Source organism: Micromonospora sagamiensis (assembly GCF_014680085.1).
GTDB classification, from domain to species: Bacteria; Actinomycetota; Actinomycetes; order Mycobacteriales; family Micromonosporaceae; genus Micromonospora; species Micromonospora inyonensis.
This window is the reverse complement of record NZ_AP023438.1, coordinates 5,997,889-6,021,932: the sequence shown is the minus strand read 5'-3', so window position 1 is coordinate 6,021,932 and position 24,044 is coordinate 5,997,889. Positions and strand designations below refer to the sequence as shown.

Sequence of the window (24,044 nt, the reverse complement as noted above, 5' to 3'; positions counted from 1 at the left end):
CATGCGGTGGCCCCGGTCCGGTACCCACCCACCGTCAGGATCCCGCGTTCGATCCGGGCCCGGCCTCGACAGCCGGGCGCTCTTCCTGCGCGGCCACGACCCCCAGACCAGGAGCGTCTCCGAGGACGATCCGCCCCTGGTCGAGGCCGAGACCCCGGAAGGGCGGGTCGCGAAGGAGGAACTGGCTGTCGATGTCGATCCGGTCGGCGAGGGGAGCCAGCAGGGCGGCCTGGCTGAGCGCCAGCTCCGACTCGCAGTTGCAGCTGAGCATCACCGACAGGCCGAGCTGCCGCGCAGCCTCCATCACGCGTCGGGTGGCCCGGACACCGCCCGACTTGGCCAGCTTGACCACGACGCCGTCGGCGAGGCCCTGCGCCGCGTGGACGCTCGCCACGTCGGTACAGCTCTCGTCGAGGAACACCGGCAGCCGGTCGGGCAGTTCGCGGTAGCGGCGGTAGTTGCCGACCGCACCGGCGAGAAACGGCTGCTCGATGAGTTGGATGTCAAGATCACGCAGACGTGGGGTCAGGTCCCGGGCCGTCTCGAAGCTCCACGCCTCGTTGGCGTCGATCCGGATCGGACGGCTGGTCACCGCACGGACGGCGACGAGCCGATCGAGATCCTCGGCGCTGCGCACCTTCATCTTGAAGGCGCCCACGTCCGGGGCGTTCGCCACCACCTCCAGGGTCTCCTCGACACTGGCGATACCGATCGTGTAGCCCGTCGGCTGCGCCAGGGTGCGGGGCACGCCGAACAACCGCCAGGTCGGCTGCCCGGCGTTCCGGCCGAGCCAGTCGTGCACGGCGCCGTCGAGGGCCATCCGGGCACCCACGGGTGCCTTCCACTCCGCCACTCGGTCGAGGACCTCGTCGGGGTCGGACAGATCGGGGCCGAGGATCTCCGCACCCTCCCCCGCGACGGCCTCGATGACCTCTTCGACCGTCTCGCCGTGTGCCCAGGCTGGCGTTCCCTCCCCCCGGCCCTCGACGCCACCGTGCACGATCGTCACGATGCAGGTGTCGGTCGAGTCGTAGGCAAGACGTGAACTCCGAAACGTCGCGAGCAGACGCAGCGTTGTACGACGGACACTTACTTCCATGAGGGCCACAATGCCACGAGCCGTTCCGTTAATCCATGCTCGACAATGTAATATTGTGACTTGTTCACGCAGCTGGCGAGTGGTTGAAAACATGGTCGAGCACCACGCTCGACGGCCGTTCTCGCCGATGAACAGCAGGAATGCCCGGCACGACGAAGGCGGCCACCGGAGTGGCGAATGTCTCCCGCCGTCGCCGAAATGTGTCCGCCGTGTTTCGGCGCGAAGCCCCTTCCCTACCGGCGACGGCGGGAAGGGGCACCTCCTCGCGCCTCAGAAGTCGTCGGTGGTGCGGATCCGGTCGCGGATCCAGGCACCGGCCGGCTTGAGGCGGCTGGTACCGCCGAACTGGCCGGTGCCGCAGGTGCCGGTGGTGAAGACGGCCCCGGAGCGGAAGTCGTCGGAGAAGTTCCAGTTCGCCCAGCTGATCTTCTTGCTGGCCATCAGGTCGAGATACCGCTGGGCCATGGTGAAGTTGTTCGCGCCGTCACCGGAGTAGTCCTGCGTGCCGAACTCGGTCACGAACAGCGGCAGCCGGTCGGCGGCCTGGGCGAAGGTGTCGTAGTACGCGTCGCCGTGCGAGGCGGCGTAGAAGTGGAAGACGTACATCAGGTTCCCGCCGGTGACCGGATTCGCCACGATCGCGTCGACCCCGCCGCCGCTGCCGGAGACGCCGAGCGAGGACCAGTCCGGCGTGCCGACCAGGACCACGGCCTCCGGGTCACGGCTGCGGATCACCGGGATGACCTGGTCGGCGTAGCTCTTGATGGCGCTCCAGGCCACCCCGTTCGGCTCGTTGGCGATCTCGTAGAGCACGTTGACCTTGTCCTTGTGCCGGTCGGCGATCTCGGCGAAGAAGGTACGGGCCCGGGTCAGGTTGTGGTTCGGGTCGCCGGGGCTGAGCATGTGCCAGTCGACGATGGCGTACATGCCCCGGGCGGTGGCCAGCTCGATGTAGTTGTGCACCATGTCGGTGAAGCGGCGCGGGTCGGTCTCGTAACCGCCCTCCTGGATGTACATCGAGATACGCAGCACGTCGGCGTTCCACTCCCCCGCCAGCACGTCCAGCGAGGCCGGGGTGGCGCAGTTCGCGTACCACTGGATGCCGTGCGTGCTCATGCCGCGCAACTGGACCGCCTTGCCGTTGCGGTTGCAGAGCTGGCGACTGCAGACCCGGAGCTGGCCGTTCGCCGCGACCGGAGTGCCGGCGGTCGGCGGCGGCGTCGTGGGTGGGGCGGTGGTGGACGGCGGCGGAGTGGTCGGCGTGGTGCCGCCGCCACAGGGCTGACCGTTCAGGGTGCAGCCGGCCGGAGTGCCGGAGCCGTTGCCGACGAAACCGAAGGTCACCGAGGCGCCCGGGGCAACCGTGCCGTTCCAGGAACGGTTGGTGAAGGCGTGGTGCTGCCCGCTGCTGGTCAGCAGCGCGTCCCAGTAGGTGCCGACGGTGGTGCCGACGGGCAGGTCGAACTCCAGACGCCAGGAGGTGATCGTGGTGGCACCGGAGTTGGTGATCGTGTAGCGCCCCTCCCACCCGGAGCCCCAGTCGTTGACCTTGGTGAAGCTCGCGGTCGGTGTCGCCGCCGCACCCGCGGTGTTGGTCAGGGCGAGCGGCACCAGTGCCACCGCCGCGATGAGGCCGGCCATCAGGATCGGTCTGCCGCGCAGTCGCACAGGTACCTCCGCAAACGACGATGGAATCTACCGTCATCGAACTATAAAGAAGGTTAAGTATTGACGCAACGGAGTGCCCCGCACGCGGGCGCCGGACCGGCACCGTCTCGGTCGACCTCAGCGTCAACGACGAGCAGTACGGCTACTACCGGTGTGACGCGCTGATCGTCGCCACGCCCAGCGGTTCCACCGCGTACAACTACGCCGCCGGAGGGCCGGTCGTCTCGCCGTCGGCGCGAACGATGGTGATCACGCCGGTGGCGCCGATGGCGGGCATCGGCCGGTCCGTCGTGCTCGGCACCGGTGACCGGGGGTCGTTGCGGATCGCACCGGACAGCCCGCCGGTCGACGTCGACGTCGACGGCACCCCGTCGGCCGAGCTGGGCCCCGGCAGGGTGCTGACCGTCTGCCTACGCGAGGACGCCGGCCAGGTCGTCCGGTTCTCGGCCGGCCGGCACGCCCGGCGGAGCCAGATCAAGCTCAGCCTGCTCGACCTGCCGATGCGTCGTGACCAACTTCTCGGCCTGTTCCCCGAACACCTCCGCCCGCCCACGACCGGCCCGGCCCTGGAGCGGGAGGACCCCTGGTGACGGTGGTGTCCTAGGCTCGACACCGGCCCGCGAGGCGGTGGGAGTCGACGGTCGACCTCCCGTAGACCCCCGCGGGGTCCACCGGTCGTCAGGGAGGACACGAGTGAGACACCGACTTCCGCACGTGTCGTACGGCCACGGCGCCGAGGACCCGGCACCGGACGGTCGAGGCCCGGCCCGCGACACCACCGGCTGACCACATGTCGCAGATCTCGGCCGGTCCCGCCGGTCCCGCCACGTCACCGTCGCCCTCACGGGCGGACCCGAGATGGTCCGCCTGGCGGGTCGTGGTCGGTTTCGGGATGGTCAGCCTGGCCGCCGACATGGTCTACGAGGGCGCCCGGTCGATCACCGGCCCACTGCTCGGCGCCCTGGGCGCGTCGGCTCTGGTCGTCGGCCTGGTCTCCGGCGCGGGGGAGGCGATGTCGCTGCTGCTGCGGCTGGCCTCCGGCCCCCTGGCCGACCGGACCGGCCGGTACTGGTCCCTCACGCTGCTCGGGTACGCGTTGACCGCCGCCTGCGTTCCCCTGCTGGCCGTGGCGCCCTTCCTCGGTGGGGCGGGTCTGACGGTCGCCGCCGTGCTGATCCTCGCCGAACGCGCCGGCAAGGCCGTCCGCAGCCCGGCCAAATCGGCGTTGCTCGCGCAGGCCGCCGGCGCCGTCGGTCGTGGTCGTGGCTTCGCCGTGCACAAGGCCCTGGACCAGGTTGGCGCCTTCGCCGGGCCCCTGGTGGTCGCGGCCGTCCTGGCGGGCACCGGCGTGATCTGGCCGGCGCTGGCCGTTCTCGCCCTGCCCGGGGCGCTGGCCATCGGTCTGCTGCTGTGGATCCGCCTGCGCGTGCCCGACCCGGCCGTCTTCGACACCGAACCCGCCGCGCCCGCCGTCTCCCGGCCACGCGCCGGCAGCACTCCGCCGACCCGCCTGAGCCGCTGGCTCGGTACCGACCTGCCTCGCCGCTTCCTCCTGTTCGCCGCGGCGGCCGGGGCCGCCACCGCCGGGCTGGTGACCTACGGGGTCATCTCGTTCCACGCCAGCCGGACCGGCCTGATCCCCGTCGCGGGGATTCCCCTGCTGTACGCCGCCGCGATGGCCGCCGCCGCCCTCGCCGCCCTGGTCAGCGGTCAGCTGTACGACAGGTGGTCCGCGCGGGTCCTGTTCGCGCTGCCCGTGCTCGGTGCCGCCGTGCCGGCGCTGGCCCTGTCCGACAGCCTCGTCGCCGTCGTGACGGGAACCCTGCTGTGGGGCGCCGCCGTGGGCGTGCAGGATTCCACCGTCAAGGCCCTCGTGGCCGACCTCGTCCCCGCCGCCCGCCGCGCCACCGCCTACGGCGTCTTCGCCGCCGTCCAGGGCGGCGCGGCGTTGGCAGGTGGCGTGCTGGTCGGAGCCCTGTACGCCCGCTCGCTTCCCGCGCTGATCACCGCCCTCGGCATGACCCAGCTTCTCGCGCTGGGCCTGCTCGCCGCCAGCCTCGCCGACCGCCGGCCGCCCTCATCGCCGTAGTCGGCGTCGGCGTCGTCCGGGCCTGATCTCGGCGACGAAACGGCGACCCACCGTCGGTCCGGGGCAGCGGACGGTCCGCGCCGGGGTGGATTCCGGCGCGGACCGTGGGTGCGGCTCGTGTCCGCCGCCGGGCGGCCGGGACACGACGGGTTCCGGCCGCAGCGGCTAGCAGACGGGCACGCCCGGCAACTGCGCGGCGGGGTGGTCGATGTAGATGTTGGTCATGTAGCCGTTCTGGTCGCGCAGCCGGGCCCACCAGTTGTTGGTGTAGCCGTCGGCGGTGACGGTGTCGCCCTGCTTCTGGCAGAGCACGTACACCAGCGTGGGACCGGCCAGGGTGGCCACCACCGGCGCGGCGAGTCGCACGTCGCTGCGGACCCGGATGCCGGAACCCCAGGTCCAGAAGGCGGTGCCGCCCCCGCAGCCGTTGTCGCTGGTCAGGTAGCGCTGGTGGTACGAGCCGGGATACGGCGCGAGCGAGGCACCGTTGATCACGATGTTCTGGCCGACGCCGTTGTAGAGCTGCTCGTAGTGGATGTGCGCGCCGGAGGAGTTGCCGGTGCTGCCGGTGGTGCCGATCTGCTGGCCCTGGTTGACCCACGCGCCGCTGGCGACGGAGAACGCGGCGAGGTGGAAGTAGTACGTCTTCCAGCCCCCACCGTGGTCGATGACGATGTAGTTGCCGGCGCCACTGGCCTGGTAGTAGCGGGTGGCGGTGCCGGCGGCGGAGGCGAGGACCGGGGTGCCGGCGGTGCTGCCGCCGTCGGCGCGGACGAAGTCGAGCGCCAGGCGCACCTCGGCGCTGTGGTGACTGTAGGTCCACCGCTGGCCGCAGGGGTACGGCGCCTTGAACAGCGGTGCGGCCTGGGCGGGGGTGGCGACGAAGAGCGTGGCGGTCAGGGCGGTGGCGAGGGCGGCCAGGAGCGTGACGAGGTACCTGATTGGTCGCACGGTTCATCCTTGCGGCTAGGGATAGAACTCTGTCGATGCGCACGCAGTACCGCGATCGTAGGCACGATATCGATAGGTGTAAATAAGCATCTGCTGACGGCCGCTTCCCGTAGGTTTTCTGCGACCGCCCCCCGGCCGTCGGGTCCCATCCCTGGCGCGGACGGGACCTGGTCGACCGGGGGCCGCCCCGATCACCGGCGAGGGCCGCCTAGCCCATCAGTACGGATCGCGGCTCCGGTCGACGGACCGGCATGTCGTGGTGGAAGCCGGCCGACTCCAGGCGCGTCAACGCGGTCCGGATCAGTTCCGTCTCCGGGCCGATGAACATGCGCAGATACGGAAGGGGCGTGTCGACCGACGCCGGGTAGGGCCACGGCCAGGCGGGTGCCAGCAGCACCCCGGTGGCCGCGAAACAGTCCCACCGGAACCGCTCCACCCCGTCCGGGAGCGGGGCGTACTCCCGGGGCACCGACAGCATCAGGTAGGAACTGCACTCGCCGAGGTGGACCGCCTCGGTCGGATAGCCCAGCCGGCCGGTGAGGAACTCCCCGATCACCATCCGCCGCTGTCGGTACGTCACCCGCTGCCGAGCCAGGAACTCCCCACTCGCCGGATCCGCCAGCCAACGCGCCATGGCCTGCTGGTAGCCGCCCCCGTACATCAGACAGTTGTGGAGGCGGTACCGGTTCACCAGCAGGTCCAGCGTCTGCGGGTCGGCGACCATGGCACCGATCCCCCAGCCGTTGCAGTGGAACTGCTTGCCGAGCGAGCGGACCATGAGCCACCGCCGTCGCGCCGCCGCCGGCAGGTCGGCCAGTTGTTCCAGCAGCACCGCCAGCGCCGAGGTCGGGACGACGTCGTCGTCGTGCACCGCGTAGTAGGCATCGTCGACGAGGATCCCGGCGCCCCGACCGGTCGCCTTGCGGATCGAGGACGCCACGAACTCCGGGTCCCAGTTGACCGCCGTCGGGTTGTGCTGGGCGTTGACGACCACCAGGGCGAGGCGCTCGTCGGGTCGCGCGTCGATCTCGGCCAGCAGCGCGTCCAGGTCGTCGTCGGACGGGGCGAACCCACGTTCTGGCCGCAGCTGGTGGTACCGGACGCGGTAGCCGAGCGCCTCGTACACCCCCTGGTAGTCCCAGCTCGGACCGGCCGCCACCACCACCGGCGTACGACGGTCACCCTCGTCCTGGTCCCGCAGCAGCCGTCCGAAGTCGAACATGGCGGAGCGGGTCCCGGTCCAGGTGACGGCGACCTCGAAGTCCCGGCCCGGGGCGCTGCCGGCCGGGAGCCGGTGCTCACACTGGATCGTCTCCCGGACCTGCCGCCGCAGGACGGGCAGTCCGTAGAGGGAGAGCTGGTAACCGTGCGTGTGCAACGGCTCGGCCTCCAGGTGCCCGACCAGGCCCGGCGCCACCTGGCTCCAGGTCTCGCCGAAGCTCAGGCAGATCGGGTCGCCGTGCCGGCGTCCCGATCTCAGGTAGTCGACCAGCAGGCCCACGTCCGGCATCCGGCTGGGTAGGAGGTCGTCGTCGAGCAGGGTACGGAGAGTCTCGGCTGTCAGCATCGTTGCTCCAGTCCACGGCGGGCCCGACCCCGACCGCCCGTCGTGACGGTGGGTGCCGGGCAAGGCGACACACGGTAGCCACGACCCTCTCGAGGCTGACTCGTTCCCCGCTCGACCCCTGAGCGACGGGTGATCGGTCGCCGGCCGTGTCTCAGTCCACCGACGGACGCGCCATCTCCTCCCGCAGTTCCCGCTTACGGACCTTCAGGCTCGGGCCGAGCGGCAGGCGGTCGACGTAGCGGACCTGGCGGGGGTACTTGTGCCGGCCCAGGTGCTCGCGGGACCAGTCGATCAGCTCCTGCTCGCCGGGCGGCGACTCGACGGCCTGGTCCGGCACCACCACCGCGCAGACCTCCTCACCGTGCACCGGGTCGGGCAGGCCGATCACCGCCACCTGACCGACCGCCGGATGCCGGGCCAGTGCCTCCTCCACCTCGCGCGGGTAGACGTTGAAGCCACCCCGGATGATGACGTCCTTCTTGCGGTCGACGATGGTGACGAACCCGTCGGCGTCCTTGCGGCCCAGGTCACCGCTGCGGAACCAGCCGTCGACCAGGGCCTGTGCGGTCGCCTCGGGCTGGCCGAGGTAACCGGCGAAGACGTTGTGGCCCCGGATGACGATCTCGCCGAGTTCACCCGTGGGCAGCAGCTCGATCCGGTCGTCGACCTCGGCCCGGGCGATCTCCACCTCCACGCCCCAGACCGGGTGCCCGACGGTCCCGGCCCGGGTGCCGAAGGCCGGCTGGTTCGTGGTGGCCGTCGGCGAGGTCTCGGAGAGCCCGTACCCCTCGAAGATGGTCGTGTCGAACGCGGCGTTGAACCGCTCCAGCACGGCCACCGGCAGGGACGCGCCCCCGGAGATGCACAGGCGCAGCCGGGGCAGGGTGTCCCGGTCCCGGGCCGCGTCGAGCAGTGCCACGTACATGGTGGGCACGCCGTGGAAGACGTTCACCCCCTCGCGCACCATCAGGTCGATCGCCGCCGGGCCGGTGAACCGGCTGAGCAGCACCAGGGTCGCGCCGACCCGGAAGGTGCCGTTCATCGCCACGGTCTGCCCGAAGCTGTGGAACAGCGGCAGGCAGCCGAGCACCACGTCGGTGCGGCGGGCGTCGTTGGCGTCGACGACGTTGACCGTGGCGTTCATGACCAGGTTGAGGTGGGTGAGCAGGGCACCCTTGGGGGCGCCGGTCGTGCCGCTGGTGTAGAGAACCACCGCGGTGTCCTCGGCCGAGCGGGTCAGGTACGACGGCAGCGGCGTCGACGACCCGCCGAGGTCCTCCAGCCGTGGCGTGTCGGCCCCGGTGGCCACCGGACCGACCGTCACCACCGGGATGCCGGCGACGGCCGCCGCCGTCCGCCCCGTCGCGAGCTGGGAGGTGTGGCAGACGAGCAGCCGCGCGCCGCTGTCCCGCAGCACGTACCCGATCTCGTCGACGGTCATCAGCAGATGCACCGGCACGAGCACCGCCCCGGCGGCGAGGACCCCGTAGTACACCCGGGGGAAGTCCACGACGTTGGGGGCGAGCAGGGCCACCGTGTCGCCGGATGCGACGCCCAGCTCGCGCAGCCCGGCCGCGTAGGCGCGGGCCTCCAGCCACAGCTCGGCGTACGTCACCCGGACGTCGCCGTCGACCACGGCGACGGTGTCGAAGTGCCGGCGGGCGGCCTCGGCCAGCACCATGGCCAATGACAGGGCGGTCACCTGGCCTCCCCGGGGTAGAGACGGCTGACCGTCTCGGCGACGCAGACCGGCTTGCCACCGGCGTCGCTGTGGACGGTCACCGAGGCGACGAGCTGCACCCCGCCCTCGACCGGGGACACCTCGGCGATGGTGACGCTGGCCCGCACCGCGCTGCCCACCCGCAGCGGGGCCGGGAAGCGCACCCGGTTGAGCCCGTAGTTGACGCCCATCCGCAGCCCCTCCACCCGGTAGAGCCGGCCGGCGAGCGCCGGCAGCAGGGACAGGGTGAGGTAGCCGTGGGCGATCGTGCCGCCGAACGGGCCGGCGGCGGCACGTTCGGCGTCCACGTGGATCCACTGGTGGTCGTCGGTGGCGTCGGCGAACAGGTCGACGCGCTGCTGGTCGACCGGCGTCCAGGGGCCCGGACCGATGGTCTCCCCCACGGCGGCGGCCAGGTCGTCGGTGCCGGTGAAGATCCTCATGCCAGGTGCCCGCCGATCCTCGTGTAGCCGCGCAGCAGATCACGGGAGATGATCAGTCGTTGCATCTCGTCGGTCCCCTCGAAGATCCGGTAGAGCCGTACCTGCCGGTACCAGCGTTCGATCGGTAGTTCCCGGGTGTAGCCCATGCCGCCGTGGATCTGGAGGGCCCGGTCCACCACCCGGTTGACCATGCCGGCGCCGTAGAGCTTGCCCATCGAGGAGGCGTGCCGGGGGTCCATCCCCTGGTCCACGGTCCAGGCGGCGCGCAGCACCAGCCAGCGGGCCGCCTCCAGCTCGGTCTCCGAGTCGGCGATCATCCACTGGATGGCCTGGTTGGTGCCGATCTTCGCGCCGAACGTCTCCCGGGTGTTGGCGTGGTCGATCGCCATCTGGAGCACCCGCTCGGCGATGCCGATCGCGTGCGACGGGATGGTGTAACGACCCTTGCCGATCCACTGCATGCCGAGGTCGAAGCCCTGCCCGACCTCGCCGAGGATGTTGCGGTGCGGCACCCGTACGCCGTCGAAGATCAGCGACGCCGGCCCGCCCTCCCCCATGGTCTGGATGAACTCCGAGCGCCAGCCCGTCGCCCGGTCGACGAGGAAGGCGGTCGCACCGCCGTGGCGGGCCCCCTTCTCGGGGTCGGTGACCGCGACGACGATGGCGAAGTCGGCGTCGTTGCCGTTGGTGATGAAGGTCTTCTCGCCGTCGAGGATCCAGTCGTCGCCGTCGCGGCGGGCCCGGAACCGGATGTTCGCCGCGTCCGAGCCGGCGCCCGGCTCGGTGATGGCGAAGCAGGAGACCCGCTCCCCCTCGATGGTGGGCAGGAGGAACTCCCGCTTCTGCTCCTCGGTGGCGTGGAACAGGATGTTGTCGGCCTCGCCGCCGAAGCGGAACGGCACGAAGGTACGGCCCAGCTCGGTCCAGATCAGCGACTGCGTGACGGCCGGCAGGTCCATGCCGCCGTACTCCTCCGGGGTGGCCAGACCCCAGAAGCCGAACGCACGCGCCTTGAGCTGCAACTCGCGCAGCTCGGCGCGGTCCAGTCCGGGGCGGTGCGCCCGTTCCCGGCGCAGCACCTCCTGCTCCAGCGGCATGACCTCCCGGGTGATGAAGTCACGGGCCGTGTCGCGGATGGCCCGCTCCTCGTCGGAAAGCGCGAAGTCCATGTCCCCTCCGGGGTCCTCGGTGAACGGGGTGCGGGTCAGCGGGCCCCGCCGTTGACGTACAGGGTCTGGCCGCTGACGTACGAGGCGTCGTCGCTGGCCAGGAACGCGATCACCGAGGCGATCTCCTCCGGCTGGGCGACCCGCCGCAGTGGCGTGTGCTCGGCGACCATCCGCTGGTGCTCCGCCGGGGTGCTGCCGACCCGTTCGGCGGTGGCGGCGGTCATGGCGGTGGCCACGTAGCCGGGGGCGACGGCGTTGACGGTCACCCCGAACGGGCCCAGCTCGACCGCCAGGGTGGCGGTGAGGCCCTGCACCCCGGCCTTGGCCGCCGCGTAGTTGACCTGGCCCCGGTTGCCGAGCGCGGAGCGGCTGCTGAGGTTGACGATCCGGCCGTAGCGGGCCGCGACCATGTGCTCCTGTGCCGCCTGGCAGCAGAGGAACATGCTGGTCAGGTTGGTGGTCAGCACCGATTCCCACTCGGGCAGCAACATCTTGAACAGCAGGTTGTCGCGGGTGATCCCGGCGTTGTTGACCAGCACGTGCAGCGCCCCGTAGGTCTCCACGACCCGGGCGGTCGTCGCGGTCACCGCGTCGGCGTCGGTGACGTCGCAGCCGAGGCCGACGGCCCGGCCGCCGCTGGCGACGATCTCGTCGGCGACGGTGCCGGCGCGGCCGGCGTCGAGGTCCACCACCGCGACGGTGGCGCCCTCGGCGGCGAGCCGGCGGGCGGTGGCCGCGCCGATGCCCTGCGCCCCGCCGGTGACGACGGCGATCCGGTCGGCGAATCTGGTCACGGTTCCCCCTGGGGGTCTAGAAGGCGTTGACGCCGGTGAGCGCGCGTCCGATGAGGAGTTGCTGGATCTGGCTGGTGCCCTCGTAGAGGGTGGCGACGCGGGCGTCGCGCAGGTACTTGCCGACCGGGTACTCGTCGACGTAGCCGTACCCGCCGAAGACCTGGACCGCGTCGTTGGCCGCGCGGACGGCGGCCTCACTGGCGAAGAGCTTGGCCATCGACGCCTCGGTGGCGAACGGCTCGCCCCGGTCGACGAGGTCGGCCACCCGCCAGACCAGCAGCCGGGCGGCGGCGGTGTCCACCGCGATCCGGGCGAGCAGTTGCTGCACGAGTTGGTGGCCGGCGATGGGTTTGCCGAACTGGGTGCGCTGGCCGGCGTAGTCGACGGCGGCGTCCAGGCAGCCCTGGGCGATCCCGACGCAGCCGGCGGCGACCGACATGCGCCCCTTGGCCAGGGTGGCCAGCGCCAGTCGGAAGCCGCCGCCCTGCTCGCCGAGGCGGGCGGAGTCGGGCACCCGGACGTCGTCGAGGACGAGTTCCGCGGTGGCCTGCCCGCGCAGGCCGAGCTTGCCGTGGATCTCCCGGCGGGTGAACCCGGGGGCGTCGGTGGGCACCAGGAAGGCGGTGATGCCCCGGTGCCCGTCGCCGCCGGTCCGGGCGAAGACCAGCGCGACGTCGGCGATGGTGCCGTTGGTGATGAACACCTTCCGGCCGCTGATCAGCCAGTCGGTGCCGTCGCGGGTGGCCCGGGTGGTCAGCGCGGCGGCGTCCGAGCCACTGCCCGGTTCGGTCAGCGCGAAGCAGCCGAGCGCGGTGCCGGCGCAGAGCCGGGGCAGCCACTCGGCCCGCTGGTCCGGGGTGCCGTGGGCGGCGATGGACTTCGCGACCAGGCCGAGCGACACCGAGACGATCCCGCGCACCGACGAGTCGCCGCGTCCGAGTTCCTCCAGGACCAGGCAGTACGAGAGGTGGTCGCCGCCGGAGCCGCCGTGCTCCTCGGCGATCGTGAGGCCGAGGAAGCCGACCTCGCCGAGCCGGCGGGCGAGGTCGGGGTCGACGGACTCACGCCGGTCCCAGGTCGCGGCGTGGGGCGTCACCTCGCGCGCCACGAAGTCGGCGGCGAGCTGGCGGACCGCCGCCTGCTCGGCGGAGAGGTGAAGGTCCATGGGCACTCAAACTAGCGGTGCAAGTTTTATTCGTCCAGACCCGGTTGTGGCAGAGTTCTGCACGGATCACGGATCACGGAGCAGAGGAGGGACCGGATGCCCCGGCCACGACAGCCGCTGCTCAGCCGGCAGCGGATCGTCGAGGCCGCCGCCGCGCTGATCGACACCGAGGGCCTGACCGGGTTCTCCACCCGCCGGCTCGCCGCCGACCTCGGCGTCCGCGGCCCGTCGCTCTACAACCACTTCGCCACCAAGGACGAGATCCTCGACGCGGTCGCCGACAGCATCACCGCGCAGGTGGACGTCTCGTTCTTCGGCACCCTCGACTGGCGGGAGGCGCTGCGCCGGTGGGGGCACTCGTACCGGGCGGCGCTGGCCGCCCACCCGCACATCGTGCCGTACCTCGCGCAGGGCCCGGGACGCCGTCCGGCCGCCCTCGCCATGGCCGACGCGGTCTACGGCGGACTCGTCGACGCCGGCTGGCCACCGGCCCGCGCCACCCACATCGGCGCGCTCATGCGGTACTTCGTCGCCGGGTCGGCGCTGGGGTCGTTCGCCCGGGGCTTCGTCGAGGACCCGGGCCTCTACGCCGAGCAGTATCCGCACCTCACCCAGGCGCACCGGCTCGCCGAACACCAGCAACGGGTGGACGAGGGGGCCTTCGCCCTGGGCCTCGACGCGCTCATCGACGGCCTGGCCCGCACCTACGAGCGGACCATCGGCCCGCTGCCACCCCTCCCGCCGGCCGCCGACGGGCACTAGAGTCCAAACTTGCACTGCTAGTTTGACGACGTACGTGAGGGGCTCCATGGATCTCGCACGGACCGACTTCTACCTCGACGGCCACTGGGTCACCCCCTCCCCGGGGGAGACGATCCCGGTGCACAACCCGGCGACCGAGGAGGTCGTCGCGACCGTACCGGCCGGCACGGCGACCGACGTCGACCGGGCCGTGGGCGCCGCGCGGGCGGCGTTCGACGGCTGGGCCGCCGCCGCTCCGGCCGACCGGGCGGGCTGCCTGGACCGGCTGCACGCCGCCCTGACCACCCGCGTCGAGGACATCGCCCGGACCGTCGCCCTGGAACTGGGCACGCCGCTGAAGGTGGCCACCCGGGTGCAGGCCGGGCTTCCCCTCACCGTGCTGCACGGCTACGTCGAGCTGGCCGCGCACCCGCCGGCCGAGCAGAGTGTCGGCAACTCACTGGTCGTGCGGGAACCGGTCGGCGTGGTCGGGGCGATCACCCCGTGGAACTACCCCCTGCACCAGGTCATGGCCAAGCTCGCCCCGGCACTCGCCGCCGGCTGCACGGTGGTCCTCAAGCCGAGCGAGCTGACCCCGCTGACGGCGTACCTGCTCTTCGACGCGATCGACGAGGCCGGCTTCCCGCCCGGGGTGGTCAACCTGGTCACCGGCACCGGTCCGGTGGTCGGCGAGGCCATCGCCACCCACCCGGACATCGACATGGTCTCCTTCACCGGTTCCACCGCCACCGGTCGGCGGATCTCCCACCTGGCCGCCGACCGGATCGCCCGGGTCGCGCTGGAACTCGGGGGCAAGTCCGCCAACGTGATCCTCGACGACGCCGACCTGGCCACCGCCGTGAAGGTGGGCGTCGCCAACGCCTTCCTCAACTCCGGGCAGACCTGCACCGCCTGGACGCGGATGCTGGTGCACCGGGCCCGCTACGACGAGGCGGTCGACCTCACCGCGAAAGCCGCCGGGGGTTACCGGCTGGGCGATCCGTTCGACCCGGCCACCCGACTCGGTCCGCTCGTCTCGGCGGCCCAGCGGCAGCGGGTGCGCGACCACGTCGAGAAGGGGCTGGCCGACGGCGGCCGGCTGGTCGCGGGCGGACCGGACGCCCCGGTGCCCGACCGCGGCTGGTTCGTCGCGCCGACGGTGATCGTCGACGTCGACCCGGACAGCGCGCTGGCCCAGGAGGAGGTCTTCGGGCCGGTGCTCGCGGTGATCCCGGTCGACGACGACGACCACGCCGTCGCGGTCGCCAACAACTCCCGGTACGGGCTCGCCGGTGCAGTCTGGTCCGGCGACGAGAGGCGGGCGCTGCGGGTCGCCCGGCGGCTGCGCACCGGCGCGGTCGACATCAACGGCGCACCGTTCAACCCGCTCGCCCCGTTCGGCGGCTACAAGCAGTCCGGCCTCGGCCGGGAACTGGGCCGCCACGGGCTGGAGGAGTTCTACGAGACGAAGGCGATCCAGCGGTGAGGGCGCTGGTCGCCCGGGCCGTCGGGGAACCGCTGCGGGTGGAGGAGATCGACCTGCCGTCGTGCGGGCCCGGTGAGGTGCGGGTGGAGATCCGGGCCGCCGGTGTCTGCCACTCCGACCTGTCGATGGTCGACGGCACGCTCGCCCCGCCGTACCCGTTGGTGCTCGGGCACGAGGCGGCGGGGCTGGTCACCGAGGTCGGCGACGGCGTCGACCGGGTCGCGCCCGGGGACCACGTGGTGCTCAACTGGGCACCGCCGTGCCGGCAGTGCTGGTACTGCGGGCACGGGGAACCGTGGCTGTGCGAGCGGGCCGGGGCGCCCGCCACGCCCCGGGGACGTACCCCCGCCGGTGAGCCGCTGCACGTGACCCTCGGCCTGGGCGCCCTCGCCGAGCAGGTGGTGGTGCCCCAGCGGGCGGTGATCGGAGTCCCGGCGGAGCTGCCGCTGGAGGCCGCCGCGCTGCTCGGCTGTGCCGTGCTCACCGGCGTCGGCGCGGTCCGGCGTACCGCCCGAGTCTCCCCCGGCGACGCGGTGGCCGTCATCGGCCTCGGCGGAGTGGGGCTGTCGGTGGTCTCCGCCGCCCGGGCCGCCGGGGCCGGGCAGGTGCTCGCCGTCGACGTGTCCCCGGCCAAGGCCGCTCTCGCCGCCGCCACGGGCGCCACCGACTTCCTCCTCGGCGACGACACCCTCAACCGGGAGATCCGGACACGCACCGACGGGCGGGGCGTCGACCACGCCTTCGAGTGTGTCGGGCGCAGCGCCACCATCCGCACCGCCTGGCGGGCCACCCGCCGGGGCGGCCAGGTGACCGTGGTGGGCATGGGCGCCAAGGACGACGTGGTGGGCCTGAGCGCCCTGGACATCTTCCACTCGGCACGGACGCTGCGCTCCTCGGTCTACGGGTCGTCCGACCCGGACCGGGACGTGCCCGAACTCGCCCGGGCCGTGCTCGACGGCACCCTGGACCTCACCCCGCTGATCACCGACCGGACCACCCTGGACGGCGCACCAGAGGCGTTCGCCCGGATGGCCCGGGGCGAGGGCGCCCGCACCGTCGTCCTGCCGTAGCCCCGGCGGGTCGTCCCCGCGCGGGTCGGCTGGCACGCCGGCCCCGCCGCTACCCTGACCCGATGGCCCGCCTGATCGTGCTCAACGGACCGCCCGGCTGCGGCAAGTCGACGCTGGCGCGCCGGTATGCCGACGATCGTCCGCTGACGCTCGATCTCGACATCGACCGGGTGCGTGACCTCATCAGCGGGTGGCGGGAGCACGCCGGGCCGGCCGGCCTGCTCGCCCGCGCCGTCGCGCTCGCCGGAGCCCGGGTCCACCTGGGTGGGGGCCATGACGTGATCGTCCCGCAGTTCCTCGGCCGGACGGAGTTCATCGAGCAGGCCGAGCGGCTGGCCCACGAGGTCGACGCCGACTTCCACGAGGTCGTCCTCCTGGACACCCGGGACGAGGCGCTACGGCGGTTCGCCGAGCGCGGCCGGATCAGCGGCGACCCGGCGCACCTCGACGCCGAGCGGATGCTGGACCGGCACGGAGGCGCGGCCGAGTTGGCGGCGATGTACGACCGGCTGCTGAAGGTGATCGCCGCCCGACCCGCGACCCGGATCGTCCGTAGCGTGGCCGGCGAGGTGGAGCGGACCTACCGCGACCTCCTCACCTGCCTCGACCAGGCTCCGCCTCGCGGTGCCGGCGACGGCGACGGCGACGCCGGGGGCGGCGAGGGCGGGGGCGGCGGCGACCGGGGCGGCAGCGCCGACCACGGCAGCAGTATCTCACCGTGAGTGACCTCGGGCCCGGCTTCGGTACACCTTGGCGCATCCTTTGCTTTGCACCCACCCACGCACCAGACACACTGAGTCATCGGCAACAGATCCATCGATGAACGTCGAAGATAGGGAAACCACTGCTCGCCGCCAGTGTCGCGTATTCAGGTGCAGAGCAAAGGAAGAACCCGGGGAAGGAGCGGCCCGACGATTGGTCACCCTGCGTGAGAAATCGCCACCACCCCACTGGCAGACACGCAGCGTAACCACGGAGAGCTGGCCCCTCGGTGCACTCGGCGCGGCTGAGGTTCTCCGGCGGTGGTTTCTTGACCCTCACACCGTGTCAGGCGGTCAACTCGGAGACATCATGTTCATGGCCGTGGCAGCCGCCCGGCTGGTCCAGGTCGAGGCGAGGCTCCGAGCGATCGAGAGCGAGGGGCAGATGCCCACCAACGACATCGTCATCAGGAACGTCCCGGCGGTCCGGGTAGCGGAACTGACCGCGATCGCCGCCAGCTACCAACCGGAAGACATCAGCCCGGTCATCGGCCCCCTCTACGACGAGCTCTTCCGACGCCTCGACGCGGCCGGCATCACCTGCACCGGACCCGGGATCGCCTACTACGCCGACGAGCCGCAGGGAGCCGGCCGGATCATCGTGCACGCCGCCGTCGAGGTCTCCGCTCCCTGCCAGGACGGTGACCTCCGGGTACGGGACCTTCCACCCATCGACCAGGCGGCGACGATCGTGCACCGGGGCTCGATGGAGACGGTCGTCCCGACCGCCCAGACCCTGACCCGCTGGATCGACGGCAACGGGTACCGGGCGACCGGATACCCGCGGGAGGTCACCCTGGAGTGCCCGGCGAACCGCGACGACTGGGTGACCGAGCTACAGGCACCGGTGAGTCGCCGCTGACGCCTTCACCGGTGCCTCGTCAGAGCACCCGGGCCAGCTGGGTGCGCGAGCGGATGCCGAGCCGGTGGAAGATGTTGCGCAGGTGGTGGTCGACGGTGCGGGTGGAGAGGAACATCCGGTCGGCGACCTCCCGGTTGGTGGCCCCCTCCGCGACCAGCTGCGCGACCCGCAGCTGCTGACCGGTCAGCAGCCGGGCCGCCGTCCGGTCCGGGCCGCCGACCGACTCCCCGGCGGCCCGCAGTTCGGCGGCGGCCTGATCCGCCCAGGCCGTCGCGCCGAGGCGGGTGAAGGTCTCCCGGGCGTCGTGCAGGTGCCGGCGGGCGTCACGGGGACGGCGGCTGCGGCGCAGCTCCCGACCGAGGAGGAACTCGGTACGGGCCCGCTCGAACGCGCCGGCACCGGGCGGGTGCCGGCGTAGCGCGGTCCGGAAGCCCTCTTCCGCCGCCGCGCTGCCCCGGGGGGCGAGCAACGCGTGGCACCGCGCGGAGAGGGCCCGGCGGGACGGGCTGGCCGTGCTGTCGGCCCACCGGTCGAAGACGGCGAGCGCGGCGACGGCCGCCGGCCGGTGGGCCGAGGCGGCGGCGGCCTCCACCAGGTACGGCGTGGCCATCACCTGGACGGTGACCTGCCCGCGTCCGGTGCCGGGACGGGCCAGGGCCGCCAGCCGCTCGGCGGCGTCCTCGGGCCGCCCGTCGAGCAGGTCGAGCACCGCCAGGGCCCAGCGCGCCAGGGCGTCGGGGCGGCTGCCCGGGGCCGGTTCCTCGCCGATCTCCCGGATCAGCCGCAGGCTGGTCTCCCGGTCGGCACGGACGGCGGCCAGCACCGCCAGCATGCCCCGGTGCACCCCGGCCCAGGTGTCCTGCCCGGCGCTGCGGGCGATCCGCAGCCCTTCCCGGGAGGTCTCCGCCGCCGCCTCGTGCCGGCCCAGCCAGTACTCGGCGACGGCCCGCAGCTCCAGTGCCCGGGGCAGGGCGGCGACCTCTCCGCGCACCCGGGCCAGCTCCACCGCGCGGTCGGCGAGCCGGTGCGCCGCACCGTCCTCGGCCACCAGCAGGGCGGCCACCGCCGCGCCGGTCAGGGCGGTCGGCGTACGGTCCCGCCCGGCCAGCCGGTCGCCGAGGACGACGGCCCGGCGCAGCGTGGGCCCGGCCACCTCGTGGTCGCCCCGCAGGGTCGCCGCCACACCGGCGAGGTGGGCGGTTGGCAGTTCCGTCCCGGGCGACGCCCCGGTGGGGCGCAGCGCCCGGGCCCGCCGCGCCACGTCGGCGTACCGGTACTGGTCGCCGGCGAAGCAGATCGCCTCACCGGCCCGCAGCAGTGCCTGGAGAGCCAGGTCCGGTGCGGTGCCGGCCGCCGCGTCGGCGGCGGCGAGCAGGGCCGTCAGCGCGGCCGGGGTCCGGCCGCACCGCAGTTCCATCTCACCGTGCAGCAGCTCCGCCCGGGCGGTCACGGTCGGTTCGGTCGGGCCGGTGGGTAGGTGCTGGGTCAGCAGCCGGGCCCGGTACGGGCGGCCGGCCGCCCAGGCGTGGTGGGCGGCGGCCACCAGCCGGGCGGTGGCGCTGGCCGGGTCGACGCTGAGTTCGGCGGCGCGTTGCAGTGCCGCCGACCGGGCGTCCGGGCTGCCCTCGTCCCGGGCCGCCTCCGTCAACTCGCTCGCCAGGACCGGATCCGGGCCCTCGGCGGCGGCGGCGCGGTGCAGGGCCCGGCGTAGCCGGTGACCGGTGCCGTCGAGCAGGGCGGCGAGCAGCAGGTGCGCCGTGCGCCGCTCGGCGAGGGGCGCCGTGGCCACGACCATCGCCCGGGCCGGCGGTTGCGGGAACGTCACGCCCCGCGCCTCGACGCGGACCAGGCCGGCGACCTCGGCCGGGGCGAGCGCCTCGATCACCGTCCCGGCGACACGCGCGGCCCGGACGAGGGTGGCCGCGTCCATCCCGTCGTCGAGGGCGGCGAGCAGCAGCAGGCGTCGGGTGTCGTCGGGCAGCCGGTTCAGGCGGGCCCGGTAGCCACGGCCCAGGACGCCGTCGGGTGGTGGCGTGGTGGGAAGGGGTTCCTCCCCCCGACACTGGGCGGGACTCAGGGCCTCGGCCAGGTCCACGAGGGCCTGCGGGTTGCCGGCGGCGACCGTACCGAGGGCGACGGCGACCGGCTCGGAGGCGGGCACGGGCAGCCGGTCGGAGAGAACGGCACGGCTGTCGCGCTCGTCGAGCGGGCGGAGCCGGCAGGTGGGGATCCCGCCGGGTGCGGTGTCGACGGCTCCGGTGAGGACGACGACGACCGGCAGGTGGCCCAGGCGGCGGGCCACGAACGCCAGTACCTCGGCGGTCCGCCCGTCACCGAGGTCGACGTCGTCCATGGTGCACAGCAGCGGACGTTCCCGGGCGACGGCGGCGAGCAGTCCGAGCACGGCCATCGACAGCGTCAGCCGCTGGCCGGCGGGGCAGCCCTCGCCGGCCAGCGCACGCCGCAGCACACGTCGCTGCGGCGCGGGAAGTGCCCCGAGCCGGTCACGCACCGGGTCGAGGAGGCGTTGCAGCCCGGCGTAGGGCAGTGCCGCCTCGTCGGCGAGTCCGGTTCCGGCGAGGACGGTGCGGTCACCGGCGTGCCGGTGGGCGTAGGCGAGCAGGGCGGTCCGGCCCGATCCCGGCTCGCCCTGGACCAGCAGCGCGCCCCCGCCGTCGGCACCGTCGAGCAGGTCACGAATCGCCCCGCACTCCTCGTCCCGTCCCCGCAGGTCGGTTATTTGCACTCTTGATGCACTAACCATGCATTGAGTGTTACCTATCGGTAACCGGATGGAAAGAGGCGGCGGTCAGCGGGCGGCCGGATCGGCCAGCAGGGCGGACACCGTGCGGGCCATCACCGCGCGGGCCTGGTCCACGCCCAGCCCGAGACCGTCGCGCAGCATCGACCAGGCCGGCCACATGCTCGCCGTCAGCAGGGCGTGCACCAACTGCTCCCGTCCCGCGCCGGCCTGGGTCAGCTCGGCGGCGAAGAGCTGCTCGACCTCGTCGCGGAGGCGGTCGACGTGCTTGAGCCGGTTGCGGTGCAACTGCTCGGAGACCGGCTCACGCATCTGCGCCGCCCGGGCGGACGGCGCGATGAGCTGGAGCAGCCGGGCCCGCTGCCGGCAGAACGCGTCGACCCGCTTGGCCAGCGGCAGCGTCGGCGGGATCGGCCGGTAGGCGGCGTCCTGCTGCCGGAGCACCTCCTCGCCGCTGGCCTCGAAGAGCGTCTCCATGTCCTTGAAGTTCGTCCAGAGGGTCCGCAGCGAGATGCCGGCCCGCTCGGCGATGCGCTCCCCGGTCGGCCGCAGGTCGCCCTCGGAGATGAGGGCCAGGTGCGCCTCGACGATGGCCGCCCGGGTCCGTTCGGCCCGGGCGGTGCGCCCGTCGACCCGCCCCGGTGCCTCGGCCCTGCCCATCCCGCTGCTCTCCTCCCGCACCGCCGATCATCCGCGCCGAGTCTAGACGTGCGTCCCCGCGGCGACTTCGGGCTGGTGACGGCGCAGTTCCCGGCGGGCCAGCGACTGCCGGTGCACCTCGTCCGGCCCGTCGGCCAGCCGCAGGGCGCGGGCCCGGGTCCAGAGGCGCGCGAGCGGGGTGTCCTGGCTGACCCCGGCCGCGCCGTGGGCCTGGATGGCCCGGTCGATGATCCACTCGACGGTCTCCGGAACGACGATCTTGATCGCCTGGATCTCGGTGTGCGCCTGCCGGTTGCCGACCGTGTCCATCAGCCAGGCGGTCTTGAGCACGAGCAGCCGGGCCTGTTCGAGGCGGACCCGGGACTCGGCGATCCAGTCCCGGACGACGCCCTGCGCGGCCAGCGGCCCGCCGAACGCGTGCCGGTCGACGACCCGTCGGCACATCAGTTCGAGGGCCCGTTCGGCCATGCCGACCAGGCGCATGCAGTGGTGGATCCGGCCGGGGCCGAGCCGGGCCTGCGAGATGGCGAACCCGGAACCCTCCGCCCCGATCAGGTTGCCGACCGGAACCCGGACGTCGACGAAGTCGATCTCGGCATGCCCGCCGTGGTCGCTGTCGTCGTAGCCGAAGGTGTGCATGCCGCGCCGGACGCTGACCCCGGGGGTGTCCCGCGGGACGATGACCTGGCTGTGCTGCCGGTGCCGGGGCGCGGTCGGATCCGTCCGGCCCATCACCACGAACAGTTCGCAGCGCGGGTCCATCGCCCCGGTGACGAACCACTTGCGGCCGTTGACCACGTACTCGTCGCCGACCCGTTCGATCCGGGTGGCGATGTTGGTGGCGTCGGACGAGGCCACCGCCGGCTCGGTCATCGCGAACGCCGACCGGATCCGGGCCTCCAGCAGCGGGGCCAGCCAGCGCTCCCGCTGCTCCGCCGAGCCGAACTCGGCCAGCAGCTCCATGTTGCCGGTGTCCGGTGCCGCGCAGTTGAGCGCCACCGGCGCCAGGCTCGGGGACCGGCCGGTGATCTCGGCGAGCGGGGCGTACCGGAGGTTGGTCAGGCCCGCGCCGTGCGCGCCGGGGAGGAAGAGGTTCCACAGGCCCCGTCGGCGGGCCTCGGCCTGGAGCTCGGCGACGACCGGCGGGACGGTCCACGGGTCGGTACGGTCGCGGGCCTGCCGCTCGAAGACCGGTTCGGCCGGATACACCCGCTCGGTCATGAAGTCGAGCAGGCGTTCCCGCAGCCGTTCGGTCGTCTCGTCGTAGCCGAAGTCCATCAGAGCCTCCGTATCCTCGTCAGGCCCTGGGCCACCAACGGTGGCACCCGTGCGCCCACACCGTCGAAGCCGCTGCCCACGGTCTGCCCGTGCACCCAGCGGTAGTGCACCCCCTCGAGGATCACCGCGAGCTTGAACGCGGCGAAGGCGAGGTACCAGTCCAGGCCGTCGACCCGCCGGCCGCTGCGGGCTACGTACCGGGCGGCGAGTTCGTCGTCCCCGGGTCGTCCGGGCAGGTCGGCGCGACCGGCGTAGACCAGGAAGAGCGCCAGGTCGGTCAGCGGGTCGCCCAGGGTCGACATCTCCCAGTCGAGGACCGCCCGCACCGTACGGTCGCCACCGACGAGGACGTTGTCGAGCCGGAAGTCGCCGTGCAGGATCACCCCGGACCGGGTCTCCGGTACGGCCGCCGCGAGCCGGTCGTGCAGCTCCTCGATGCCGGGCAGGTCCCGGCTGCGGGACGCGTCGAGCTGGCGCTTCCAGCGCCGTACCTGCCGGCCGGTGAAGCCCTCGGGGCGGCCGAAGTCGGCCAGGCCCACCCCGGCCGGGTCGACCGCGTGCAGCTCGGCGAGGACGTCCACCAGGGCCAGGAACAGGGCACGGACACCCCCCGACCCCACGCCGGCCAGCTCCGCCGGCTCCCGGTAGGCCCGCCCCGGCATGTGCGCCATGAGGTAGAAGGGTGCGCCGAGGACCGCCGGGTCCGGGCAGAGGTGCACCATCTCCGGCACCGGCACGGTGGTCGGGGCGAGGGCCCGCATCACCCGGTACTCGCGCCCCATGTCGTGGGCGGTCGCCAGCACGTGACCCAGGGGCGGGCGGCGCACCACCCACCGGGACCGGCCGTCGGTCACCGCGTAGGTCAGGTTGGATCGCCCGCCGGGCAGCAGTTCCCCGCACAGCGGTCCGGCGCGCAGCCCCGGCACGACCCGGTCCAGGTGGTCGGCGAGGCGGGACAGGTCGAGGCCGGGCAGCTCAGCCATGCCGTCCCCGCTCCGCGTCCCGCTGGGTCCGGTTCATCGCCCGCAGCCAGCGGTCCGGGTCGGCGGCGCGGCGGGCGTACCAGGCGGCGACCTGCGGGTGCGGCAGCACCAGGAAGCGGTCGTCGGCCAGTGCCGCGACGACGCACTCGGCCACCTGATCGGGGGTGACCGCGGTGTCGTCGAGCAGGGCGGCGCTCAGCCCGTCGGCGTCGGCCAGCATCGGCGTGCGCACCCCCTGCGGGCAGAGGGCCTGGACGGTGACGCCGCGATGGGCGTAGCTGGCCCGCAGCCACTCGGCGAACCCGACGGCGGCGTGCTTGGTCACCGAGTAGGGCGCGTTGCCGAGCAGGGTGAGCAGGCCGGCCGCCGAGGCGGTGACCAGCAGCCGGCCGCGCCCGACGGCGAGCCAGTGCGGCAGCAGTGCGCGGGCGGCGTACACGTGGGACATCACGTTCACCCGCCAGGCGCGGGCCCAGGCCTCGTCGGAGGCGTCGGCACCGCCGCCGGACGCCACCCCGGCGTTGGTGCAGAACAGGTCGATCTCGCCGAACCGATCCCGGGCGGAGGCCACCAGGGCGGCCACCCCGGCGGGATCGGCCGCGTCGGCGGGGCAGGCATGCCCGTCGATCCGCGTCGCGACCGCCCGGGCCGCCGGGGCGTCGACGTCGTTGACCACCACTCTCGCACCGTCGGCGGCGAACCGGGTGGCCAGCGCCGCGCCGATGCCGGACCCCGCGCCGGTCACCACCACGGTCGCCCCGGCGAGCGTCAGACCGG

The 24,044-nt window shown here is 73.1% G+C and carries 20 protein-coding genes and 1 pseudogene; 7 read left to right on the top strand and 14 right to left on the bottom strand.

What is annotated here, in order from left to right:
• Positions 1 to 34 precede the first annotated feature (34 nt).
• Positions 35 to 1,099, bottom strand: coding sequence for an enolase C-terminal domain-like protein (locus IGA62_RS25800; protein WP_190289214.1), 1,065 nt, complete (start codon positions 1,097 to 1,099; stop codon positions 35 to 37).
• A gap of 270 nt (positions 1,100 to 1,369) precedes the next feature.
• Positions 1,370 to 2,740, bottom strand: coding sequence for a cellulase family glycosylhydrolase (locus IGA62_RS25795; protein ID WP_145818453.1), 1,371 nt, complete (start codon positions 2,738 to 2,740; stop codon positions 1,370 to 1,372).
• An 86-nt stretch (positions 2,741 to 2,826) separates the two neighbouring features.
• Between IGA62_RS25795 and IGA62_RS25790 the strand changes: the two genes are divergently transcribed.
• Both IGA62_RS25790 and IGA62_RS25785 read left to right on the top strand, forming a co-directional pair.
• Positions 2,827 to 3,357, top strand: coding sequence for an NAD(+)/NADH kinase (locus tag IGA62_RS25790; RefSeq protein ID WP_145818454.1), 531 nt, complete (start codon positions 2,827 to 2,829; stop codon positions 3,355 to 3,357).
• 200 nt (positions 3,358 to 3,557) lie between these two features.
• Positions 3,558 to 4,856: an MFS transporter gene (locus IGA62_RS25785; RefSeq protein ID WP_145818455.1), complete on the top strand. Its 1,299-nt coding sequence runs from the start codon at positions 3,558 to 3,560 to the stop codon at positions 4,854 to 4,856.
• Between the two features lie 384 nt (positions 4,857 to 5,240).
• Here IGA62_RS25785 and IGA62_RS25780 read toward each other — a convergent pair.
• The 7 genes and pseudogenes from IGA62_RS25780 to IGA62_RS25750 form a co-directional block, all read right to left on the bottom strand.
• Positions 5,241 to 5,756, bottom strand: a pseudogene (locus IGA62_RS25780) (M23 family metallopeptidase); the annotation flags it as partial.
• A 259-nt stretch (positions 5,757 to 6,015) separates the two neighbouring features.
• Positions 6,016 to 7,374: a pyridoxal phosphate-dependent aminotransferase gene (locus IGA62_RS25775; RefSeq protein ID WP_145818456.1), complete on the bottom strand. Its 1,359-nt coding sequence runs from the start codon at positions 7,372 to 7,374 to the stop codon at positions 6,016 to 6,018.
• A 151-nt stretch (positions 7,375 to 7,525) separates the two neighbouring features.
• Positions 7,526 to 9,076 carry a long-chain-fatty-acid--CoA ligase gene (locus IGA62_RS25770; protein WP_145818457.1) on the bottom strand — a complete coding sequence of 517 codons (1,551 nt, stop codon included), beginning with the start codon at positions 9,074 to 9,076 and terminating at the stop codon, positions 7,526 to 7,528.
• Positions 9,073 to 9,537, bottom strand: a complete 465-nt coding sequence (locus IGA62_RS25765; protein ID WP_145818458.1) for a MaoC family dehydratase — start codon at positions 9,535 to 9,537, stop codon at positions 9,073 to 9,075. Before IGA62_RS25765 ends, IGA62_RS25770 begins: the two co-directional genes overlap by 4 nt.
• Positions 9,534 to 10,706 (bottom strand): acyl-CoA dehydrogenase family protein, encoded by a 1,173-nt coding sequence (locus IGA62_RS25760; protein WP_145818459.1) that lies wholly within the window; start codon positions 10,704 to 10,706, stop codon positions 9,534 to 9,536. The genes IGA62_RS25765 and IGA62_RS25760 overlap by 4 nt, the downstream gene beginning before the upstream one ends.
• 35 nt (positions 10,707 to 10,741) lie before the next feature.
• Positions 10,742 to 11,500, bottom strand: a complete 759-nt coding sequence (fabG, locus tag IGA62_RS25755; protein WP_145818460.1) for a 3-oxoacyl-ACP reductase FabG — start codon at positions 11,498 to 11,500, stop codon at positions 10,742 to 10,744.
• A gap of 16 nt (positions 11,501 to 11,516) precedes the next feature.
• Positions 11,517 to 12,665, bottom strand: a complete 1,149-nt coding sequence (locus IGA62_RS25750; protein ID WP_145818461.1) for an acyl-CoA dehydrogenase family protein — start codon at positions 12,663 to 12,665, stop codon at positions 11,517 to 11,519.
• Between the two features lie 96 nt (positions 12,666 to 12,761).
• On the opposite strand from IGA62_RS25750, the gene IGA62_RS25745 reads away from it, so the two are divergent.
• The 5 genes from IGA62_RS25745 (at position 12,762) to IGA62_RS25725 (ending at position 17,585) form a co-directional block, all read left to right on the top strand.
• Positions 12,762 to 13,427, top strand: a complete 666-nt coding sequence (locus IGA62_RS25745; RefSeq protein WP_145818462.1) for a TetR/AcrR family transcriptional regulator — start codon at positions 12,762 to 12,764, stop codon at positions 13,425 to 13,427.
• Between the two features lie 46 nt (positions 13,428 to 13,473).
• Entirely contained in the window at positions 13,474 to 14,892 is a 1,419-nt protein-coding gene (locus IGA62_RS25740) for an aldehyde dehydrogenase family protein (RefSeq protein WP_145818463.1), read from the top strand.
• Positions 14,889 to 15,962 (top strand): Zn-dependent alcohol dehydrogenase, encoded by a 1,074-nt coding sequence (locus IGA62_RS25735; protein WP_145818464.1) that lies wholly within the window; start codon positions 14,889 to 14,891, stop codon positions 15,960 to 15,962. Before IGA62_RS25740 ends, IGA62_RS25735 begins: the two co-directional genes overlap by 4 nt.
• A gap of 62 nt (positions 15,963 to 16,024) precedes the next feature.
• On the top strand, positions 16,025 to 16,684 hold the full coding sequence (locus tag IGA62_RS25730; RefSeq protein ID WP_190289213.1) for an AAA family ATPase: 660 nt from the start codon (positions 16,025 to 16,027) through the stop codon (positions 16,682 to 16,684).
• Between the two features lie 349 nt (positions 16,685 to 17,033).
• Positions 17,034 to 17,585, top strand: a complete 552-nt coding sequence (locus IGA62_RS25725) for a GyrI-like domain-containing protein (protein ID WP_198501118.1) — start codon at positions 17,034 to 17,036, stop codon at positions 17,583 to 17,585.
• 19 nt (positions 17,586 to 17,604) lie between these two features.
• Here the strand turns inward: IGA62_RS25725 and IGA62_RS25720 are convergent, their stop codons facing one another.
• The 5 genes from IGA62_RS25720 to IGA62_RS25700 all read right to left on the bottom strand — a co-directional run bounded on the left by IGA62_RS25720 (position 17,605) and on the right by IGA62_RS25700 (position 24,039).
• Positions 17,605 to 20,331 (bottom strand): helix-turn-helix transcriptional regulator, encoded by a 2,727-nt coding sequence (locus tag IGA62_RS25720; protein ID WP_232624770.1) that lies wholly within the window; start codon positions 20,329 to 20,331, stop codon positions 17,605 to 17,607.
• 63 nt (positions 20,332 to 20,394) lie between these two features.
• Positions 20,395 to 21,006, bottom strand: a complete 612-nt coding sequence (locus IGA62_RS25715; RefSeq protein WP_145818468.1) for a TetR/AcrR family transcriptional regulator — start codon at positions 21,004 to 21,006, stop codon at positions 20,395 to 20,397.
• A gap of 42 nt (positions 21,007 to 21,048) precedes the next feature.
• Positions 21,049 to 22,284 (bottom strand): acyl-CoA dehydrogenase family protein, encoded by a 1,236-nt coding sequence (locus tag IGA62_RS25710; RefSeq protein ID WP_145818469.1) that lies wholly within the window; start codon positions 22,282 to 22,284, stop codon positions 21,049 to 21,051.
• Positions 22,284 to 23,267, bottom strand: coding sequence for a phosphotransferase family protein (locus IGA62_RS25705; RefSeq protein WP_145818470.1), 984 nt, complete (start codon positions 23,265 to 23,267; stop codon positions 22,284 to 22,286). The genes IGA62_RS25710 and IGA62_RS25705 overlap by 1 nt, the downstream gene beginning before the upstream one ends.
• Positions 23,260 to 24,039 carry an SDR family NAD(P)-dependent oxidoreductase gene (locus IGA62_RS25700; protein WP_377464306.1) on the bottom strand — a complete coding sequence of 260 codons (780 nt, stop codon included), beginning with the start codon at positions 24,037 to 24,039 and terminating at the stop codon, positions 23,260 to 23,262. The genes IGA62_RS25705 and IGA62_RS25700 overlap by 8 nt, the downstream gene beginning before the upstream one ends.
• Positions 24,040 to 24,044: the final 5 nt, after the last annotated feature.

Excerpts from the sequence above, each read along its gene's own strand:
- IGA62_RS25710 (WP_145818469.1), bottom strand. The coding sequence starts at position 22,284 with ATGGACTTCGGCTACGACGAGACGACCGAACGGCTGCGGGAACGCCTG.
- IGA62_RS25725 (WP_198501118.1), top strand. The coding sequence starts at position 17,034 with ATGTTCATGGCCGTGGCAGCCGCCCGGCTGGTCCAGGTCGAGGCGAGG.
- IGA62_RS25705 (WP_145818470.1), bottom strand. The coding sequence starts at position 23,267 with ATGGCTGAGCTGCCCGGCCTCGACCTGTCCCGCCTCGCCGACCACCTG.
- IGA62_RS25730 (WP_190289213.1), top strand. The coding sequence starts at position 16,025 with ATGGCCCGCCTGATCGTGCTCAACGGACCGCCCGGCTGCGGCAAGTCG.
- IGA62_RS25795 (WP_145818453.1), bottom strand. The coding sequence starts at position 2,740 with ATGGCCGGCCTCATCGCGGCGGTGGCACTGGTGCCGCTCGCCCTGACC.
- IGA62_RS25800 (WP_190289214.1), bottom strand. The coding sequence starts at position 1,099 with ATGGAAGTAAGTGTCCGTCGTACAACGCTGCGTCTGCTCGCGACGTTT.
- IGA62_RS25765 (WP_145818458.1), bottom strand. The coding sequence starts at position 9,537 with ATGAGGATCTTCACCGGCACCGACGACCTGGCCGCCGCCGTGGGGGAG.
- IGA62_RS25775 (WP_145818456.1), bottom strand. The coding sequence starts at position 7,374 with ATGCTGACAGCCGAGACTCTCCGTACCCTGCTCGACGACGACCTCCTA.
- IGA62_RS25745 (WP_145818462.1), top strand. The coding sequence starts at position 12,762 with ATGCCCCGGCCACGACAGCCGCTGCTCAGCCGGCAGCGGATCGTCGAG.
- IGA62_RS25750 (WP_145818461.1), bottom strand. The coding sequence starts at position 12,665 with ATGGACCTTCACCTCTCCGCCGAGCAGGCGGCGGTCCGCCAGCTCGCC.
- IGA62_RS25785 (WP_145818455.1), top strand. The coding sequence starts at position 3,558 with ATGTCGCAGATCTCGGCCGGTCCCGCCGGTCCCGCCACGTCACCGTCG.
- IGA62_RS25760 (WP_145818459.1), bottom strand. The coding sequence starts at position 10,706 with ATGGACTTCGCGCTTTCCGACGAGGAGCGGGCCATCCGCGACACGGCC.
- IGA62_RS25740 (WP_145818463.1), top strand. The coding sequence starts at position 13,474 with ATGGATCTCGCACGGACCGACTTCTACCTCGACGGCCACTGGGTCACC.
- IGA62_RS25715 (WP_145818468.1), bottom strand. The coding sequence starts at position 21,006 with ATGGGCAGGGCCGAGGCACCGGGGCGGGTCGACGGGCGCACCGCCCGG.